Genomic DNA, 17,330 nt, shown 5'->3' with positions numbered 1-17,330 from the left:
ATTATGCACGAAATGGAGCGTCTATCGCAAATTGTTGCCGTTTTTTGAAGCAGATCACTCACCCTTTCGCCTCACCCCTGCGTAAGCGCTCATCGGGATGAGTTACCCGCCAGCCTCTGCTGGCACACTGGGCAAAAATCATCCGACAGGAACCCCGAATGAAACGTTCAGCCCTCCTATTATTGCTGCTGCCCACGGTGGCCTGGTCAGACTGGACATCCCCCGGTTTCCCCGCCTTTAGCGATGCCGGATCGGGCATTTATCGCAGCGACGCGCCGCTGAAAAAAGGCGCTTATCCTTTAACCCTGAAGCTTGATCAACAGTGCTGGCAACCGACCGACACGCCAAGACTCAACCAGATGCTCTCTTTGCAGCCCTGTTCCGGTACGCCGCCGCAGTGGCGCGTGTTCCGCGATGGCGATTATCAGCTGCAACTGGATACCCGTTCCGGCACGCCAACATTAATGCTCACGGTGAAAAGCGCGCCGCAGACCAGCGCCGCAGCGGTAACGCGCCAGTGTCCGAAATGGGACGGCAAACCCCTTACCCTGGACGTCAGTAAAACCTTTGCCGAAGGCAGCGTGGTGCGCGATTTCTACAGTCAGCAAACCGCCACGGTCAAACAGGGAAAAATCACCCTGCTGCCCGATGCGAACAGTGACGGCCTGCTGCTGCTTGAGCGCGCGGAAACCTCTGCCGCCGCGCCCTTCGACTGGCATAACGCCACCGTCTATTTTGTGCTGACCGATCGTTTCGTAAACGGCGATCCGGCTAATGACAACAGCTATGGCCGCCACAAAGACGGCATGGAAGAGATCGGCACTTTTCATGGCGGCGATCTGAAAGGGCTGACGCAAAAGCTGGATTACCTCTCGCAGCTCGGCGTCAATGCGCTGTGGATCAGCGCGCCCTTCGAGCAGATCCACGGCTGGGTGGGCGGCGGCACCAAAGGCGATTTCCCGCATTACGCCTATCACGGCTATTACATCCAGGACTGGACGATGCTTGATGCCAACATGGGCAGCGAAGCGGATCTGCGCACGCTGGTGGATGAAGCGCACCAGCGCGGCATCCGCATCCTGTTTGACGTGGTGGTAAACCATACCGGTTACGCGACCCTGGCGGATATGCAGCAGTATCAGTTCGGCGCGCTCTATGTGCAGGGCAAGGAGCGTAAAAAAGTGCTCGGCGAGCGCTGGACGGACTGGAAGCCTGCCGCCGGGCAGAACTGGCACAGCTTTAATGATTACATCAACTTCAGCGATAAAAACGCCTGGCAAAACTGGTGGGGCAAAGCCTGGGTGCGCACCGATATTGGCGATTACGATAATCCCGGCTTCGACGATCTCACCATGTCGCTGGCGTTTTTACCGGATCTGAAAACCGAGTCGACCACCCCCTCCGGCCTGCCGGTGTTTTATCAGCACAAACCGGATACCAGAGCGAAAGCCATCGACGGCTTCACGCCGCGTGATTACCTCACCCACTGGCTGAGCGACTGGGTGCGGGAGTATGGCATTGACGGTTTCCGCGTCGATACCGCCAAGCATGTGGATATGGCGACCTTACAGCAATTGAAAACCCAGGCAACTCAAGCGCTGGCAGAGTGGAAACAGGCCAACCCGCAGAAAAAACGCGATGACGCGCCCTTCTGGATGACCGGCGAAGCCTGGGGCCACGGCGTCATGGAGAGCAGCTATTACCGTCATGGATTCGATGCGATGATCAATTTTGATTATCAGGAGCAGGCGGCGAAAGCGGCGGATTGCTTCGCCAGCATCGATCTGACGTGGCAGCAGATGGCCGACAAGCTACAGCGTTTTAACGTGCTGAGTTATTTGTCATCCCACGATACGCGGCTGTTCCGCGAAGCGGAGCAGCGGGCGGCTGAACTGCTGTTGCTGACGCCCGGCGCGGTGCAGATTTTTTACGGCGACGAGTCCGGACGACCGTTCGGACCCACCGGCTCGGATCCGCTCCAGGGCACGCGTTCGGATATGAACTGGCAGGATGTGACCGGCAGCGCTGCGCCGCGTGTCGCCCACTGGCAGCGGCTGGGGCAGTTCCGCGCCCGCCATCCGGCCATCGGCATGGGTAAGCAAACCACGCTTTCCATGCCGCAGGGCTATGGTTTTACCCGTGAAGCGGGCGACGATAAAGTGATGGTGGTGTGGGCGGGGCAGCAATAACCGCGTGATTGCTCCCTCTGCGCAGGCAGAGGGATTATTTTGCTTTCGCCTTCGCCAGCATCGCTTTGATATTCGCTACGTTCGCCTGGCCTTTATGCATCCGCTCTTCAGCGCTGACCACTTTGCGCTCCTGCTCCCAGATCACATCGTCCTGCGGCAGTTCGAGCAGAAAACGGCTGGGCTCCGGGCGCACCAGCTCACCATACTGACGGCGCTCTTTGCACAGCGTGAAGGTCAGCTCTTTTTGCGCGCGGGTGATGCCAACATAGGCCAGGCGGCGCTCTTCTTCGATATTGTCTTCATCAATGCTGCTCTGGTGCGGCAGGAAGCCTTCCTCCATCCCGACCATAAACACGTACGGAAACTCCAGCCCTTTCGAGGCGTGCAGCGTCATCAGCTGCACCTGGTCGGACTCTTCATCGCTTTCGCCACGCTCCATCATGTCGCGCAGGGTAAAGCGCGTGACCACCTGCGTCAGGGTCATCGGCTCATCGATGTCGTTGCCTTCGAGCATTTCCGTCATCCAGCTGAACAGCGTGTTGACGTTTTTCATGCGCATTTCAGCGGCTTTCGGGCTGGGTGAGGTTTCATACAGCCAGGATTCATAGTTGATGCCGTGGATCAGATCGCGCACCGCCGCGATGGGATCGCGCTCGGACAGGCGCTGCACTTCACCCAGCCAGTGAGTAAAGCGGGTCAGCGATTCATACCCGCGCCCGGTCAGCGTCTGGGTCAGCCCCATATCAAAACTGGCGGCAAACAGGCTTTTGTTACGCGTATTGGCCCACTCGCCAAGCTTCTGGAGGGTAGCAGAGCCAATTTCCCGCTTCGGCGTGTTCACAATGCGCAGGAAAGCGCTGTCGTCGTCGGTATTAGTCAGCACGCGCAGATAAGCGAGCAGATCTTTGATTTCCGGACGTGAGAAAAACGACGTGCCGCCGGAGATGCGGTACGGAATGCGGTTCTGCATAAGGAATTTTTCGAACACGCGGGACTGATGATTACCGCGATAGAGAATGGCGTAATCTTTGTACTGCGTTTTCTGGATGAAGTGATGTGCAATCAGCTCGCCGGTGACGCGCTCCGCTTCGTGATCTTCATTATTGGCCGTCAGCACTTTCAGCTCGGTGCCGTAGCCCAGTTCGGAGAACAGCCGCTTTTCAAACACGTGCGGGTTATTGGCGATAAGGATGTTCGCCGCTTTCAGAATGCGTCCGGATGAGCGGTAATTCTGCTCCAGCTTGATCACCTGTAAAGCGGGGAAATCCTGGCTTAACAGCACCAGGTTTTGCGGCCGCGCCCCGCGCCAGGAGTAGATCGACTGGTCATCATCCCCCACCACGGTAAAGCGCGCGCGGCTGCCTACCAGTAGTTTTACCAGCTCGTACTGGCTGGTGTTGGTGTCCTGATATTCATCCACCAGCAGATAGCGGATCTTGTTCTGCCAGCGCTCGCGAACCTCTTCATTGCGCTGCAGCAGCAGCGTCGGCAGCAGGATCAGATCGTCAAAATCGAGCACGTTACAGGCTTTCATGTGCGCGTCGTACAGGCCGTAGCAGTGGGCGAAGATGCGATCCCGCTCGCCTTTCGCCTGCGCCGCTGCCTGCGCGGGCGTGCAAAGATCGTTTTTCCAGTTAGAGATCGTCGAGATCAGCTGTTGCAGCACCACTTTGTCGTCATCGATCAGCCCCTCGGTCAGATCTTTGAGCAGCGCCACCTGGTCGGTGTCGTCAAACAGGGAAAAGTTGGACTTCATGCCGAGCGCCGCGAATTCCCGCTTGATGATGTCCAGCCCCAGCGTATGGAAGGTGGAGATCATCAGGCCGCGCGCCTCTTTACGTCCCAGCGTCTGCCCGACACGCTCTTTCATTTCCCGCGCGGCTTTATTGGTAAAGGTTACCGCCGCGATGTGTCGCGCCTGATAACCGCAGCCACGTATCAGGTGCGCGATCTTATTGGTGATCACACGGGTTTTGCCGGAGCCGGCCCCCGCCAGCACCAGACAGGGTCCGGTGACAAATTCGACGGCTTGTTGTTGTCCGGGGTTCAAACGCATAAGAAAATCACTCAATGAAAGGCGGGAGGGGATAAAAACGCGTGGTAGTATAGCGAGCGTAAACTATCTGACTCAAGGCACGATCATGGCAAAAACAGCGGCAGCAATGCATATCCTTGTTAAAGAAGATAAACTGGCGTTAGATCTTCTGGAACAGATCAAAAACGGCGGCGATTTCGAGAAGCTGGCGAAAAAACACTCTACCTGCCCGTCAGGTAAAAAAGGCGGTCATTTGGGTGAATTCCGTCAGGGCCAGATGGTTCCGGCCTTCGATAAAGTGGTGTTCTCCTGCCCGGTGCTGGAGCCAACCGGCCCGCTGCACACCCAGTTCGGCTACCACATCATTAAAGTGCTGTACCGCAACTGATAAAAAGCCCGGTGGCGCTGACGCTTACCGGGCCTACATTTAGTGCTCAAAAAAGCCCGGTGGCGCTGGCGCTTACCGGGCCTACAGTAACGCTACAGGGTGTTATTAACCGGCGACGGCAATACGCTTCATATCCGTCATATAACCGCGCAGTTTCTTACCGACCGCCTCGATAGCGTGGCTGCGGATCGCTTCGTTCACATCGCGTAACTGGGCGTTATCCACCGCAGTACCTTCAATCGCTTTGCCCAGATCGCCCGGTTGCAGCGTGGTCATAAACTCTTTCAGCAGCGGCACGCAGGCATAAGAGAACAGGTAGTTACCGTACTCGGCGGTATCGGAGATCACCACGTTCATTTCATACAGACGCTTACGGGCGATGGTGTTAGCGATCAGCGGCAACTCGTGCAGCGATTCGTAGTACGCGGATTCTTCGATGATGCCGGAATCCACCATGGTTTCGAACGCCAGCTCAACGCCCGCTTTCACCATCGCGATCATCAGTACGCCTTTGTCGAAGTATTCTTGCTCGGCGATTTTGCCTTCAAACTGCGGCGCGGTTTCAAAGGCGGTTTTACCGGTCTCTTCGCGCCAGGTCAGCAGTTTCTTATCGTCTTCGGCCCAGTCAGCCATCATGCCGGAGGAGAATTCGCCGGAAATGATGTCATCCATATGTTTTTTGAACAGCGGCGCCATAATGGTTTTCAGCTGTTCAGACAGCGCATACGCACGCACTTTCGCCGGGTTGGACAGGCGATCCATCATCAGGGTGATACCGCCCTGCTTCAGCGCTTCGGTGATGGTTTCCCAGCCGAACTGGATCAGTTTTTCCGCATACGCCGGGTCGGTGCCTTCTTCCACCAGCTTGTCGAAGCACAGCAGAGAGCCGGCCTGCAACATACCGCACAGAATGGTCTGCTCGCCCATCAGGTCAGATTTCACTTCCGCCACGAAAGAGGATTCCAGCACGCCCGCACGGTGGCCGCCGGTTGCTGCGGCCCAGGCTTTGGCAATTGCCATACCTTCGCCTTTCGGATCGTTTTCCGGGTGCACGGCGATCAGCGTCGGTACGCCGAAACCACGTTTGTACTCTTCGCGCACTTCCGTACCCGGACATTTTGGCGCCACCATCACCACGGTGATGTCTTTACGGATCTGCTCGCCCACTTCCACGATGTTGAAGCCGTGGGAATAGCCCAGCGCAGCGCCGTCTTTCATCAGCGGCTGTACGGAACGCACCACGTCGGAGTGCTGTTTGTCCGGCGTCAGGTTAACCACCAGATCCGCCTGCGGTATCAGCTCTTCGTAAGTACCGACTTTAAAGCCGTTTTCGGTCGCTTTACGCCACGAGGCGCGTTTTTCAGCAATGGCTTCGGCACGCAGCGCGTAGGAGATATCCAGACCGGAGTCACGCATGTTCAGGCCCTGGTTCAGACCCTGCGCGCCACAACCGACGATGACCACTTTTTTACCCTGGAGGAAGCTTGCGCCGTCAGCGAATTCATCGCGGCCCATAAAGCGACATTTGCCCAGTTGCGCCAGCTGCTGGCGCAGGTTCAGTGTATTGAAGTAGTTAGCCATGGTCGATCCTCGTGATGTTGTGTCGTACTTATTATTCGGTTCGCGTTATTGCGAGAATGAACCCACTATATGACAGGAAATGCGTTGCTGAAATTGATATATTAACAACGTCACGTTGCATAATTCGCAACGTAAAAATCTGGAGCTGACCCGATGGATTTACGCGATCTGAAAATCTTCCTGCACCTGGCGGAAAGCCGCCATTTTGGCCGTAGCGCGCGCGCCATGCATGTCAGCCCTTCCACCCTTTCCCGGCAGATCCAGCGTCTGGAGGAAGACCTGGGGCAGCCGCTGTTTGTACGCGATAACCGCACCGTGACGCTGACCGAAGCGGGGGAAGAGCTGCGTACCTTCGCGCAGCAGACGCTGTTGCAGTATCAGCAGTTGCGCCACACCATCGATCAGCAAGGGCCGTCGCTGTCCGGCGAGCTTAAGCTGTTTTGTTCGGTGACGGCGGCCTACAGCCATCTGCCGCCGATCCTCGACCGTTTTCGCGCCGAACACCCGTCCGTGGAAATTAAGCTGACCACCGGCGATGCCGCTGACGCGATGGATAAAGTGGTCACCGGCGAGGCGGATCTGGCGATTGCGGGCAAACCTGAAACGCTGCCCGGCGCGGTGGCCTTTTCGATGCTGGAAAATCTGGCGGTGGTGCTGATCGCCCCGGCGCTGCCCTGCCCGGTGCGCAATCAGGTGTCCGTTGCCGAGCCGGACTGGTCGACGGTGCCCTTTATCATGCCCGATCAGGGACCGGTGCGTCGCCGTATTGAGCTGTGGTTCCGCCGGCAGAGAATCAGTAATCCGTCGATTTACGCCACGGTGGGCGGGCATGAGGCGATGGTATCGATGGTGGCGCTGGGCTGCGGCGTGGCGCTGATCCCGGAGGTGGTGCTGGAAAACAGCCCGGAGCCGGTGCGTAACCGCGTGATGATCCTGGAGCGCAGCGATGAGAAAACGCCGTTCGAGCTGGGCGTGTGCGCACAAAAAAAGCGGCTGCATGAGCCGCTGGTGAATGCGTTCTGGTCTATTTTGCCGGGCGCATAAATTTATGCCGGATGGCGGCGCAAGCGCCTTATCCGGCCTATGTTTTACTGTCTGGCGCGTGGGTTTCGCCGGATGGCGGCGCAAGCGCCTTATCCGGCCTACGTGTTCTGCGATTTACCGTTTTACACCCCTGTAGGCCTGATAAGCGCAGCGCCATCAGGCACCTCGACACATTAGCCCGCGAGGAAAAACCGAAACGCCGGGTTGTGGGTTTCGTCGTGACACTCGTAACCCAGTTCGTTCAGGCGCGTTTCGAAATCGGGTTCATGCTCGCCCAGCTCAAAGGCCGCCAGCACGCGGCCATAGTCGGTGCCGTGGCTGCGGTAGTGGAACAGCGAGATGTTCCAGTACGTCCCCAGCGTGTGCAGGAATTTCAGCAGCGCGCCGGGGGATTCCGGGAACTCAAAGCTGTAAAGCCGTTCCTTAAGCGGTTTCGACGGGCGACCGCCGACCATATAGCGCACGTGCAGTTTCGCCATCTCATCGTCAGACAGATCCACCACGCTGTAACCGCCGTCATTCAGCAGCGCGAGAATTTCTTTGCGCTCCTCCAGGCCACGGCTTAAGCGCACACCGACAAAAATGCAGGCGTCTTTGGCATCGGCAAAACGGTAGTTGAACTCCGTTACCGCACGTCCGCCCAGCAGCTGGCAGAATTTCAGGAAGCTGCCCTTGGTTTCCGGGATGGTCACCGCCAGCAGGGCTTCACGCTGTTCACCTAATTCGCAACGTTCGGAAACGTAACGCAGACCGTGGAAATTAACGTTCGCGCCGGACAACACATGCGCCAGACGTTCACCGCGAATATGGTGCTGCGCGATGTATTTTTTCATGCCCGCCAGCGCCAGCGCGCCGGATGGCTCAGCCACCGCACGTACATCTTCGAACAGATCTTTCATCGCCGCGCAAATGGCATCGCTGTCGACGGTGATGATGTCGTCCAGATATTCCTGGCACAGCCGGAAAGTTTCATCGCCGATACGTTTGACCGCGACGCCTTCGGCGAACAGCCCGACGCGCGGTAAATCAACCGGATGCCCGGCGTCCAGCGCGGCCTTCAGACAGGCGGAATCTTCCGCTTCAACGGCAATCACCTTGATTTGCGGCATCAGTTGCTTGATCAGCACCGCCACACCAGCAGCCAGTCCACCGCCGCCGACCGGCACAAAGACGCGGTCGATATGCGCGTCCTGCTGTAGCAGCTCCAGCGCCAGCGTGCCCTGACCGGCGATGACCATGGGGTGATCAAACGGCGGCACCCAGGTAAAGCCCTGCTGCTGTGACAGTTCGATAGCCCGGGCTTTCGCCTCGTCAAAATTCGCGCCGTGCAGCAACACTTCGCCGCCGAACGCCCGTACTGCGTCGACTTTGATATCGGCCGTCGCAACGGGCATGACAATCAGCGCTTTCACGCCGAGGCGCGAAGACGAAAAGGCCACGCCCTGGGCGTGATTGCCCGCAGACGCCGTGATCACGCCCTGCGCTTTTTGTGCTTCCGTCAGGCCCGCCATCATGGCGTATGCGCCGCGCAGCTTGAAGCTGTGCACCGGCTGGCGATCTTCGCGCTTCACCAGAATGACGTTATCCAGCCGCGAAGAGAGCTTTTCCATTTTTTGCAGCGGCGTGACCTGCGCCGCTTCATAGACAGGTGCGCGCAGCACCGCACGGAGATACTCCGCCCCGTCAGGGGCGGCAGACAGCGGTTGGGCTTCGGCCATTATCAGCCTCCCAGTTTCGATTTATCGCGCACTGCGCCTTTATCTGCACTGGTCGCGAGGCTGGCGTAGGCACGCAGCGCGAAAGAAACCTGACGCTCACGGGCTTTTGGCGTCCAGGCAGCAGCACCGCGCGCTTCTTGTGCTTCACGACGGGCCGCCAGTTCCTGATCGCTCACCTGCAACTGGATACCACGGTTCGGAATATCAATGGCGATGATGTCGCCATCTTCGATCAGCGCAATATTGCCGCCGCTGGCCGCTTCCGGGGAGACGTGGCCGATGGAAAGACCGGAGGTGCCGCCGGAGAAACGGCCATCGGTGAGCAGCGCGCAGGCTTTGCCCAGACCCATGGATTTCAGGAAGCTGGTCGGATAGAGCATTTCCTGCATACCCGGCCCGCCTTTCGGCCCTTCGTAGCGGATCACGACCACATCACCCGCCACCACTTTACCGCCAAGAATAGCTTCTACCGCATCGTCCTGGCTTTCGTAGACTTTGGCCGGGCCGGTAAAGGTCAGGTTGCTGTCGTCCACCCCGGCGGTTTTCACGATACAGCCGTTTTCCGCGAAGTTGCCGTACAGCACCGCCAGGCCACCTTCCAGGCTGTAGGCGTGTTCAATAGAACGAATACAGCCGTTGGCGCGATCGTTGTCCAGGGTGTCCCAGCGGCAATTCTGCGAGAAGGCTTTGGTGGTGCGGATGCCTGCCGGACCGGCGCGGAACATCTCTTTCACCGAGTCATCCTGGGTGACCATCACGTCGTACTGCTCAATGGTTTGCGACAGCGTCAGACCGAGGACGTTTTTCACGTCGCGCTGCATCAGCCCGGCGCGATCCAGTTCGCCCAGAATACCGATCACGCCGCCCGCGCGGTGCACGTCTTCCATATGGTATTTCTGCGTGCTGGGGGCAACCTTGCACAGTTGCGGTACATGACGCGACAGTTTGTCGATGTCGGTCATGGTGAAGTCAATTTCCGCTTCCTGCGCCGCCGCCAGCAGGTGCAGAACGGTATTGGTAGAGCCGCCCATAGCGATATCCAGCGTCATGGCGTTTTCGAACGCGGCTTTGCTGGCGATATTGCGCGGCAGCGCGGTTTCATCGTCCTGCTCATAATAGCGTTTGGTCAGTTCAACAATGCGTTTACCGGCGTTGAGGAACAGCTGTTCGCGATCGGCATGGGTCGCCAGCAGGGAACCGTTACCCGGCTGCGACAGACCGAGCGCTTCGGTCAGGCAGTTCATGGAGTTGGCGGTAAACATGCCGGAACAGGAGCCGCAGGTCGGACAGGCGGAGCGCTCGACCTGCTCGCTCTGCTCGTCGGAAACTTTCGGGTCTGCGCCCTGGATCATGGCATCCACCAGATCCAGTTTGATGATCTGATTGGAGAGTTTGGTTTTACCGGCTTCCATCGGGCCGCCGGAAACAAAAATCACCGGAATGTTCAGACGTAATGCCGCCATCAGCATGCCGGGGGTGATTTTGTCGCAGTTGGAAATACAGACCATGGCGTCAGCGCAGTGGGCGTTGACCATATATTCCACGGAGTCGGCGATCAGTTCACGTGATGGCAGTGAATAAAGCATGCCCCCGTGGCCCATGGCGATACCATCATCTACCGCGATGGTATTGAACTCTTTGGCGACGCCGCCTGAGGCCTCAATCTGCTCTGCAACCAGTTTACCCAGGTCGCGCAGATGAACGTGGCCCGGCACGAACTGCGTAAACGAGTTGACCACGGCAATAATCGGCTTACCGAAATCGTCATCGGTCATGCCGGTCGCGCGCCATAATGCGCGGGCGCCGGCCATATTACGGCCATGGGTGGTGGTGGCGGAACGGTACTTAGGCATGCTTTATTTACTCCCGTCTGTCAGGTATTCAGGGCGGTACGTGCCGCCCTGTCATTATGCTTATGAATTAACTTGATCCAGCCAGCCCCATTTATCTTCGGTTTCACCGGTAAAGAGGCCAAAGAATGCTTGCTGAATACGGGTGGTGACCGGACCGCGACGGCCTTCGCCCACCTGGATTTTGTCGACGCTGCGTACTGGCGTGATCTCGGCGGCGGTGCCGGACATAAACACTTCGTCAGCCAGGTAGAGGGATTCGCGGGACAGCACCTGCTCGCGCACTTCGATACCCAGATCCAGCGCCAGTTTGATGATCGCATCGCGGGTAATGCCCGGCAGCGCGGAAGAGGTGAATGGCGGGGTAAACAGAATGCCATCCTTCACTTCAAACAGGTTTTCGCCAGCGCCTTCGGAGATATAGCCGTTCACATCCAGCGCGATCCCTTCCTGATAACCGTGACGACGGGCTTCGCTGCCCACCAGCAGGGAAGAAAGATAGTTACCACCCGCTTTTGCGGCAGTCGGGATGGTGTTCGGCGCTACGCGGTTCCAGGAAGAGACCATCGCGTCAATGCCCTGCTCCAGCGCTTCTGCGCCAAGGTATGCGCCCCACGGGAAGGCCGCGATGATCACATCGGTGCTGTAACCTTCCGGCGGGTTAACGCCCATGCCGACATCGCCAACAAAGACCAGCGGACGGATATAGGCGCTGGTCAGGTTGTTTTTGCGGATCACTGCGCGGCAAGCTTCCATCAGTTCATCAACGCTTTGAGAGACCGGGAAACGATAAATTTTGGCTGAATCACGCAGACGCTGCATGTGTTCGCGATGGCGGAACACCACTGGCCCTTTGTGCGAGTCGTAGCAACGGATGCCTTCGAAGACGGAAGTACCGTAGTGCAACGCGTGGGACATGACGTGAACTTTCGCGTCCTCCCAACGAATCATCTCGCCATTGGACCAAATGTAATCAGCTTTTTTTGTCGTCATTTTCTTTCCTATTGCGCTCAGGCGCTTATTTGTTGTGATGTCGTTGTACGTTGCTGGATCTCGACGCGAGCTACGTCCACCAGTTTGCTTAGCTGGCTAAACAGTAATTCGACAGACCTCGGGCTGGCAACGGTCAATTCAATATTTATGTTCTGCGGATCGGCGGCGGTTTCCATGTTCATCGCACAAATCTGGAAGCCACGATGACGTACTACGCGTAACACGCGCTCTAATGTTTCCGGATTAAAGCGAGCCTGCACGGCGAGTTGATGTTGCATCATGATAATTTCTCCAGCATTTGTGAGTTACTGGCGCCGGGCGGCACCAGAGGCCAGACGTTTTCCAGTTCGTCGATTGAGACATGAAGCAGATAAGGCCCTTCGCTTGCGAGCAGGGTGTCGATTGCCGCTTCAACCTGGTCTTTACAGGTGATGTGCTGGCCGGGGATGCCAAAGGCGCGGGCCAGCATGAGGAAATCGGGGTTATCGGTCAGGGTCGTTTCGCTGTAACGCTCCTGGAAAAACAGCTGCTGCCACTGGCGAACCATGCCTAAGCGCTGGTTATCGAGTAAGACAATTTTCAGCGGCAACTGTTTGCGTTTTACGGTGCCCAGCTCCTGAACATTCATCATGAAGGAGCCGTCACCGGAGATACAGATCACCGTATCATCCGGACGGGCGATTTGCGCCCCGACCGCCGCCGGCAGGCCAAAGCCCATGGTTCCCAGCCCGCTGGAGGTAATAAAGTTCTCCGGGCGGCTGTAGGTCATATGTTGCGCCGACCACATCTGGTGCTGGCCCACATCCGTGGTCACCACGCTCTCTTTTGGCTTACGATCGGACAACTGCTTTAACAGCAGCGGCGCGTAAATCGCCTCGCCAGGATGGTCGTAACGCCAGGCGTGTTCGCGGCGCAGATCAGCGGTGTACTCACGCCATTCGGTGATATTCAGAGGCTGCTGTAAGGCGTTCAGCAAGGCGGTTAAATCCCCCTGCAGGGCAACATGCGCCTGACGCAGCTTGTTCATTTCCGCCGGATCGATGTCTATATGAATGACGCTGGCGTGTGGGGCAAAGGTGTTCAGCTTGCCGGTCACGCGATCATCAAAGCGCGCGCCCACGGCGATCAGCAGATCGCACTCCTGCACCGCCAGGTTCGCCGCTTTGGTGCCGTGCATTCCCAGCATGCCGAGATACCACGGATAATCCGCCTCAACCGCGCCCAGGCCTTTCAGCGTGCAGGCAACCGGAATTTGCGTAGCCGTAGCAAAGTCACGCAGCGCAGGAACCGCCTGCGCCATACCCACGCCACCACCGACGTAGAGCATTGGTTTTTTTGCCTGCGCCAGCATCTGCCGCGCCTGCTCCACGTCGTCCTGCGGGAAGGTTTCTTCTGCTTCAACGGTAGAGAAATGCGGCTCAAGATGACCAGAAGCCAGCTGGATGTCTTTAGGGATGTCGATCAATACCGGGCCGGGACGACCCGAACTGGCAACCTGGAAAGCTTCTGCCATTACGCGCGGCAGCTCATCCAGCGACTGCACCAGAAAGCTGTGTTTGGTGCAGGCCAGCGATAAGCCAATCACATCCACTTCCTGAAACGCATCGGTACCAATAAACGGGGCAGCAACCTGGCCGGTGATGGCGACAACGGGAACGGAATCGAGTAAGGCATCGGCGAGGCCGGTGATCAGGTTAGTCGCGCCAGGGCCGGAGGTGGCGATACAGACGCCGGTTTTACCGGTGGCGCGCGCATAACCGATGGCCGCCATCGCCGCGCCCTGCTCGTGACGGCACAACAGGTGTTCCACGCCGCCGTCATACAATGCATCGTAAACCGGCATAATTGCGCCACCCGGATAACCGAATACGGTTTCAACTCCTTGTGCCCGCAAAGCATGTACTACCCACTGTGCTCCATTCATAGTTACTTCCCCGTCGTAAATCGTGAGAAACAGAATTTTATGCTACTACTCATTCTTTGCTCCTCGTGGATGTTTTAAAGTCATAAAAAAAACCCCCGGACCTTTCGGTGCGGGGGTCTTAGTTCGTTAAGGCTTGATTTCTAAGCCTTTCCTCGTCCAAGTGCAGCCCCGCACGGTGGGATAATAATCACCACCACGCTAATCACGACCAGGCTAATCACTCGTAGAAGGGCTGTCATTTTATATACTTTCTGGCTTCTTGTTCGAAGGAATACCTAAAGAGTTATCACAGACAGCGCGTAAAAGACAAGATTTATTTATATGCTAATTTTTCAGCCTGCCGAAGATTTTAAAAAAAGCCATTGTTTTATATAGCGAAATCATCATGTGAGAATAATTCAATTTGTCGCGTCATCATCTTCCCTTCTGGCTCGCATAGCGATATATGCGAGGCGCGTTCCAGCGTGAAAGTGCAAAAACGGTAACGAATAAAAACGTGCTGAATGCGCCGCGCAGGATATGGTTTTGCCAGGTGCCGCAACAAATTGCTCCGGACATAATCACCTTTCAAGGAGGGATCATGTCATTGTCAGTTATCTACACACGCGCAGCATTAGGGGTGACGGCACCGCTGATTACGGTGGAAGTGCATCTCAGCAATGGGCTTCCCGGCCTGACGATGGTAGGGCTGCCGGAAACCACGGTGGAGGAGGCGCGCGATCGGGTACGCAGCGCAATCATTAACAGTGGTTATCAGTTCCCCGCACGGAAGATCACTATTAACCTCGCGCCCGCCGATCTGCCCAAGGAAGGCGGGCGATATGATTTACCTATCGCTGTCGCGCTTCTGGCGGCTTCTGAGCAGCTTACGACCACTAAGCTGAGCCAGTATGAGTTTGTAGGAGAAGTGGCGCTTACAGGCGCGCTGCGTGGCGTTCCCGGCGCAATTTCCGCCGCGATGGAGGCTATCAAAGCGGGCAGGAAGATTATTGTCGCTGCTGATAACGAAGCTGAAGTGAGCTTACTCGGCTCATCAGATTGCCTGGTTGCCGGACATTTACTGGAGGTTTGTGCTTTTCTGGAAGGGAAAACTACTCTCCGCCATCCTGAACAGACCATTAATGACGAGTTCCCGACAGAGAGCGATCTCAGCGACGTCATCGGTCAGGATCAGGGGAAGCGTGCGCTGGAAGTGACAGCTGCGGGCGGTCATAATTTGCTGCTGATTGGCCCGCCTGGTACAGGAAAAACCATGCTCGCCAGCCGCCTTACCGGGATCCTGCCGGCGCTCAATAATCATGAAGCGCTGGAAAGCGCGGCTATTCTGAGCCTGGTCAATGCTGCGGTCCTTAAAAAACACTGGCGGCGCAGGCCTTTCCGCTCCCCCCATCACAGCGCGTCATTAACGGCGATGGTGGGCGGCGGGACGATCCCTGCTCCTGGTGAGATCTCACTTGCTCATAACGGTATTTTATTTCTCGATGAATTACCGGAGTTTGAGCGGCGGGTACTGGATGCACTGCGGGAGCCGGTTGAATCCGGTCAGATTCATATTTCGCGCACGCGGGCCAAAGTGACCTATCCCGCCAGCTTTCAACTCATAGCTGCGATGAATCCCAGCCCGACGGGCCATTATCAGGGGAACCATAACCGCTCAACGCCGGAGCAGACGCTGCGCTATTTGGGCAAGCTGTCGGGGCCTTTTCTTGATCGTTTTGACCTGTCGCTGGAGATCCCGCTACCGCCGCCCGGTGTGCTGAGCCAGGCAAGCGGTCAGGGCGAACGCAGCGAAAGCGTGCGTGCCAGAGTGGTGAGCGCGCGTGAACGTCAGTACGCTCGCCAGCAAAAGCTGAACAGTCGCCTGGAAAGCGGTGAAATGCGGGAATACTGCCAGTTGAGCGCCGGGGATGCGCACTGGCTGGAAGAGACGCTTACACTGCTGGGGCTGTCGGTACGGGCATGGCAGCGCCTGTTAAAGGTAGCGCGTACGCTCGCGGATCTTGAGGAGCAGAAAAGTATTCAGCGGCGGCATTTACAGGAAGCGCTAAGCTATCGCGCCGTTGATCGGTTACTTATCCATTTACAGAAGATGCTGGGTTAGCGATGGCAATAAAAAAGGGGCTTTACGCCCCTTTTCTTTAATCTTCAGACTCAGTGTAGTCTTCTGTGCCTTCAACCTGCGGTTTACCGCCGGAGAGCGTATGGAAACGCTTGGGACGCTTAATACGTGTCATGTATTTACTCCAGACACGTTCTGCTTCCGTTACCGGCTCACGCTGACCGCGGCATACGGCAACAAACTGAACTTCTTCTTCAGTTGCAGGCTCACGCTTGCCGAGATCCAGTTCATTGAAGGCGTATCCGTGGCGCTCCAGCAACTGGGCTTCTTTGATGGTGAAGTCACCATGACGCGAGAACCCACGTGGATAGTATTTATTGTCGAAAAAACGATTCGTCGTCGTAAAGCTTTCCGCCATCCTGCACGCTCCTAATTCTTTGGCCGAGCTATTTATGGCGCGGAGTATTAGTTACGCTTGACAGAGTGTAAAACAAAACATTTAAATCATAACGACAAATAAATTTGTGGAGAAAGCTGTGGATACGGAATTGTTAAAAACTTTCCTGGAAGTCAGCAGGACTCGCCACTTTGGTCGCGCTGCGGAAGCGCTGTACTTGACGCAATCGGCGGTCAGTTTTCGGATCCGTCAGTTAGAGAACCAGCTCGGTGTGAATCTTTTCACCCGTCATCGCAACAACATACGGCTGACGCCAGCCGGGGAAAAGCTGTTGCCTTATGCAGAAACGTTAATGAGTACGTGGCAGGCGGCACGCAAGGAGGTAGCGCATACCTCACGTCACAATGAGCTTTCCATCGGCGCCAGTGCGTCGTTATGGGAGTGTATGCTCAACGGCTGGTTAAGCCGTCTGTATCAGTCACAGAAGAATTTGCAGTTTGAAGCGCGGATCGCGCAACGGCAGTCGCTGGTGAAACAGTTACACGAAAGACAACTGGATCTGCTCATCACCACAGAAGCGCCCAAGATGGATGAATTCAGCAGTCAGTTGCTGGGACACTTCACGCTTGCGCTCTACTGTGCAGCGGCGGGTAAGACGAAATCCAGTCTGAATTATCTGCGCCTGGAATGGGGGCCTGATTTTCAGCAGCATGAGGCAGGGCTTATTAACAGCGATGATATTCCGCTGTTAACGACCAGCTCCGCTGAGATCGCCCGTCAGCAACTGGCCGCGCTTGAGGGATACACCTGGCTGCCGGTGTCGTGGGCCAATAACCAGGCGGATCTGCATACCGTCACTGATAGTCTGACGCTTTCACGACCGCTGTATGCCATCTGGCTACAGAACAGTGATAAGCAGAGTCATATCAAGGATCTGCTTAAAATCAACGTACTGGAGTAAGAAAACATGCGCAGGGACGCCATGTTTTTATCGTCAGCAGGGAAAAAATCAAAGATGGGATAAATTGCAGACAAAAAAAATCCTTTGCCGAAGCAAAGGATAATTTTCTGGCAGGGGCGGAGAGACTCGAACTCCCAACACCCGGTTTTGGAGACCGGTGCTCTACCAATTGAACTACGCCCCTAATTAGG

15 protein-coding genes and 1 tRNA gene are annotated in these 17,330 nt (G+C 56.7%); 5 read left to right on the top strand and 11 right to left on the bottom strand.

Annotated elements, in window-relative coordinates:
- The first annotated feature begins 158 nt into the window (after positions 1-158).
- Positions 159-2,189: an alpha-amylase gene (locus ACQUTD_RS19870; protein ID WP_473277268.1), complete on the top strand. Its 2,031-nt coding sequence runs from the start codon at positions 159-161 to the stop codon at positions 2,187-2,189.
- 34 nt (positions 2,190-2,223) lie between these two features.
- Here ACQUTD_RS19870 and rep read toward each other — a convergent pair whose 3' ends face one another.
- Positions 2,224-4,245: a DNA helicase Rep gene (rep, locus tag ACQUTD_RS19865; protein WP_473277269.1), complete on the bottom strand. Its 2,022-nt coding sequence runs from the start codon at positions 4,243-4,245 to the stop codon at positions 2,224-2,226.
- Between the two features lie 85 nt (positions 4,246-4,330).
- Between rep and ppiC the strand changes: the two genes are divergently transcribed.
- Entirely contained in the window at positions 4,331-4,612 is a 282-nt protein-coding gene (ppiC, locus tag ACQUTD_RS19860; RefSeq protein ID WP_473277270.1) for a peptidylprolyl isomerase PpiC, read from the top strand.
- Between the two features lie 105 nt (positions 4,613-4,717).
- On the opposite strand, the gene ilvC is transcribed toward ppiC, so the two are convergent.
- On the bottom strand, positions 4,718-6,193 hold the full coding sequence (gene ilvC / locus ACQUTD_RS19855) for a ketol-acid reductoisomerase (RefSeq protein WP_072571431.1): 1,476 nt from the start codon (positions 6,191-6,193) through the stop codon (positions 4,718-4,720).
- Positions 6,194-6,346: 153 nt separating this feature from the next.
- On the opposite strand from ilvC, the gene ilvY reads away from it, so the two are divergent.
- Complete coding sequence (ilvY, locus tag ACQUTD_RS19850) at positions 6,347-7,237, top strand: HTH-type transcriptional activator IlvY (protein ID WP_473277271.1); 891 nt, start codon at positions 6,347-6,349, stop codon at positions 7,235-7,237.
- A gap of 173 nt (positions 7,238-7,410) precedes the next feature.
- Here the strand turns inward: ilvY and ilvA are convergent, their stop codons facing one another.
- The 7 genes from ilvA to ilvL all read right to left on the bottom strand — a co-directional run bounded on the left by ilvA (position 7,411) and on the right by ilvL (position 13,961).
- On the bottom strand, positions 7,411-8,955 hold the full coding sequence (gene ilvA / locus ACQUTD_RS19845; RefSeq protein WP_072571429.1) for a threonine ammonia-lyase, biosynthetic: 1,545 nt from the start codon (positions 8,953-8,955) through the stop codon (positions 7,411-7,413).
- Positions 8,956-8,957: 2 nt separating this feature from the next.
- Positions 8,958-10,808, bottom strand: coding sequence for a dihydroxy-acid dehydratase (gene ilvD, locus ACQUTD_RS19840; RefSeq protein WP_321988369.1), 1,851 nt, complete (start codon positions 10,806-10,808; stop codon positions 8,958-8,960).
- 60 nt (positions 10,809-10,868) lie between these two features.
- Positions 10,869-11,798 (bottom strand): branched-chain amino acid transaminase, encoded by a 930-nt coding sequence (locus ACQUTD_RS19835; protein WP_072571427.1) that lies wholly within the window; start codon positions 11,796-11,798, stop codon positions 10,869-10,871.
- Between the two features lie 17 nt (positions 11,799-11,815).
- Positions 11,816-12,079, bottom strand: coding sequence for an acetolactate synthase 2 small subunit (gene ilvM, locus ACQUTD_RS19830; protein ID WP_318364598.1), 264 nt, complete (start codon positions 12,077-12,079; stop codon positions 11,816-11,818).
- Positions 12,076-13,722, bottom strand: a complete 1,647-nt coding sequence (gene ilvG / locus ACQUTD_RS19825) for an acetolactate synthase 2 catalytic subunit (RefSeq protein ID WP_473277272.1) — start codon at positions 13,720-13,722, stop codon at positions 12,076-12,078. Before ilvG ends, ilvM begins: the two co-directional genes overlap by 4 nt.
- A 2-nt stretch (positions 13,723-13,724) precedes the next feature.
- Positions 13,725-13,775, bottom strand: a complete 51-nt coding sequence (ilvX, locus tag ACQUTD_RS19820) for a peptide IlvX (protein WP_207630130.1) — start codon at positions 13,773-13,775, stop codon at positions 13,725-13,727.
- A gap of 87 nt (positions 13,776-13,862) precedes the next feature.
- On the bottom strand, positions 13,863-13,961 hold the full coding sequence (gene ilvL, locus ACQUTD_RS19815; RefSeq protein ID WP_001311244.1) for an ilv operon leader peptide: 99 nt from the start codon (positions 13,959-13,961) through the stop codon (positions 13,863-13,865).
- Between the two features lie 341 nt (positions 13,962-14,302).
- Between ilvL and ACQUTD_RS19810 the strand changes: the two genes are divergently transcribed.
- Positions 14,303-15,823, top strand: a complete 1,521-nt coding sequence (locus ACQUTD_RS19810) for a YifB family Mg chelatase-like AAA ATPase (protein WP_473277273.1) — start codon at positions 14,303-14,305, stop codon at positions 15,821-15,823.
- 37 nt (positions 15,824-15,860) lie between these two features.
- Here the strand turns inward: ACQUTD_RS19810 and ACQUTD_RS19805 are convergent, their stop codons facing one another.
- On the bottom strand, positions 15,861-16,199 hold the full coding sequence (locus ACQUTD_RS19805) for a MaoP family protein (RefSeq protein ID WP_072571423.1): 339 nt from the start codon (positions 16,197-16,199) through the stop codon (positions 15,861-15,863).
- Between the two features lie 106 nt (positions 16,200-16,305).
- Here ACQUTD_RS19805 and hdfR point away from each other — a divergent pair, with 106 nt between their 5' ends.
- A complete protein-coding gene (gene hdfR, locus ACQUTD_RS19800; protein ID WP_318364601.1) occupies positions 16,306-17,139 on the top strand; it encodes an HTH-type transcriptional regulator HdfR in 834 nt (277 codons plus the stop codon).
- Between the two features lie 108 nt (positions 17,140-17,247).
- Here the strand turns inward: hdfR and ACQUTD_RS19795 are convergent.
- Positions 17,248-17,323: transfer RNA gene (locus ACQUTD_RS19795), tRNA-Trp, on the bottom strand.
- Between the last annotated feature and the right edge of the window lie 7 nt (positions 17,324-17,330).

The sequence above is a fragment of the Enterobacter sp. K510 genome, assembly GCF_055804875.1.
This window is presented reverse-complemented; position numbering and strand designations above follow the sequence as displayed.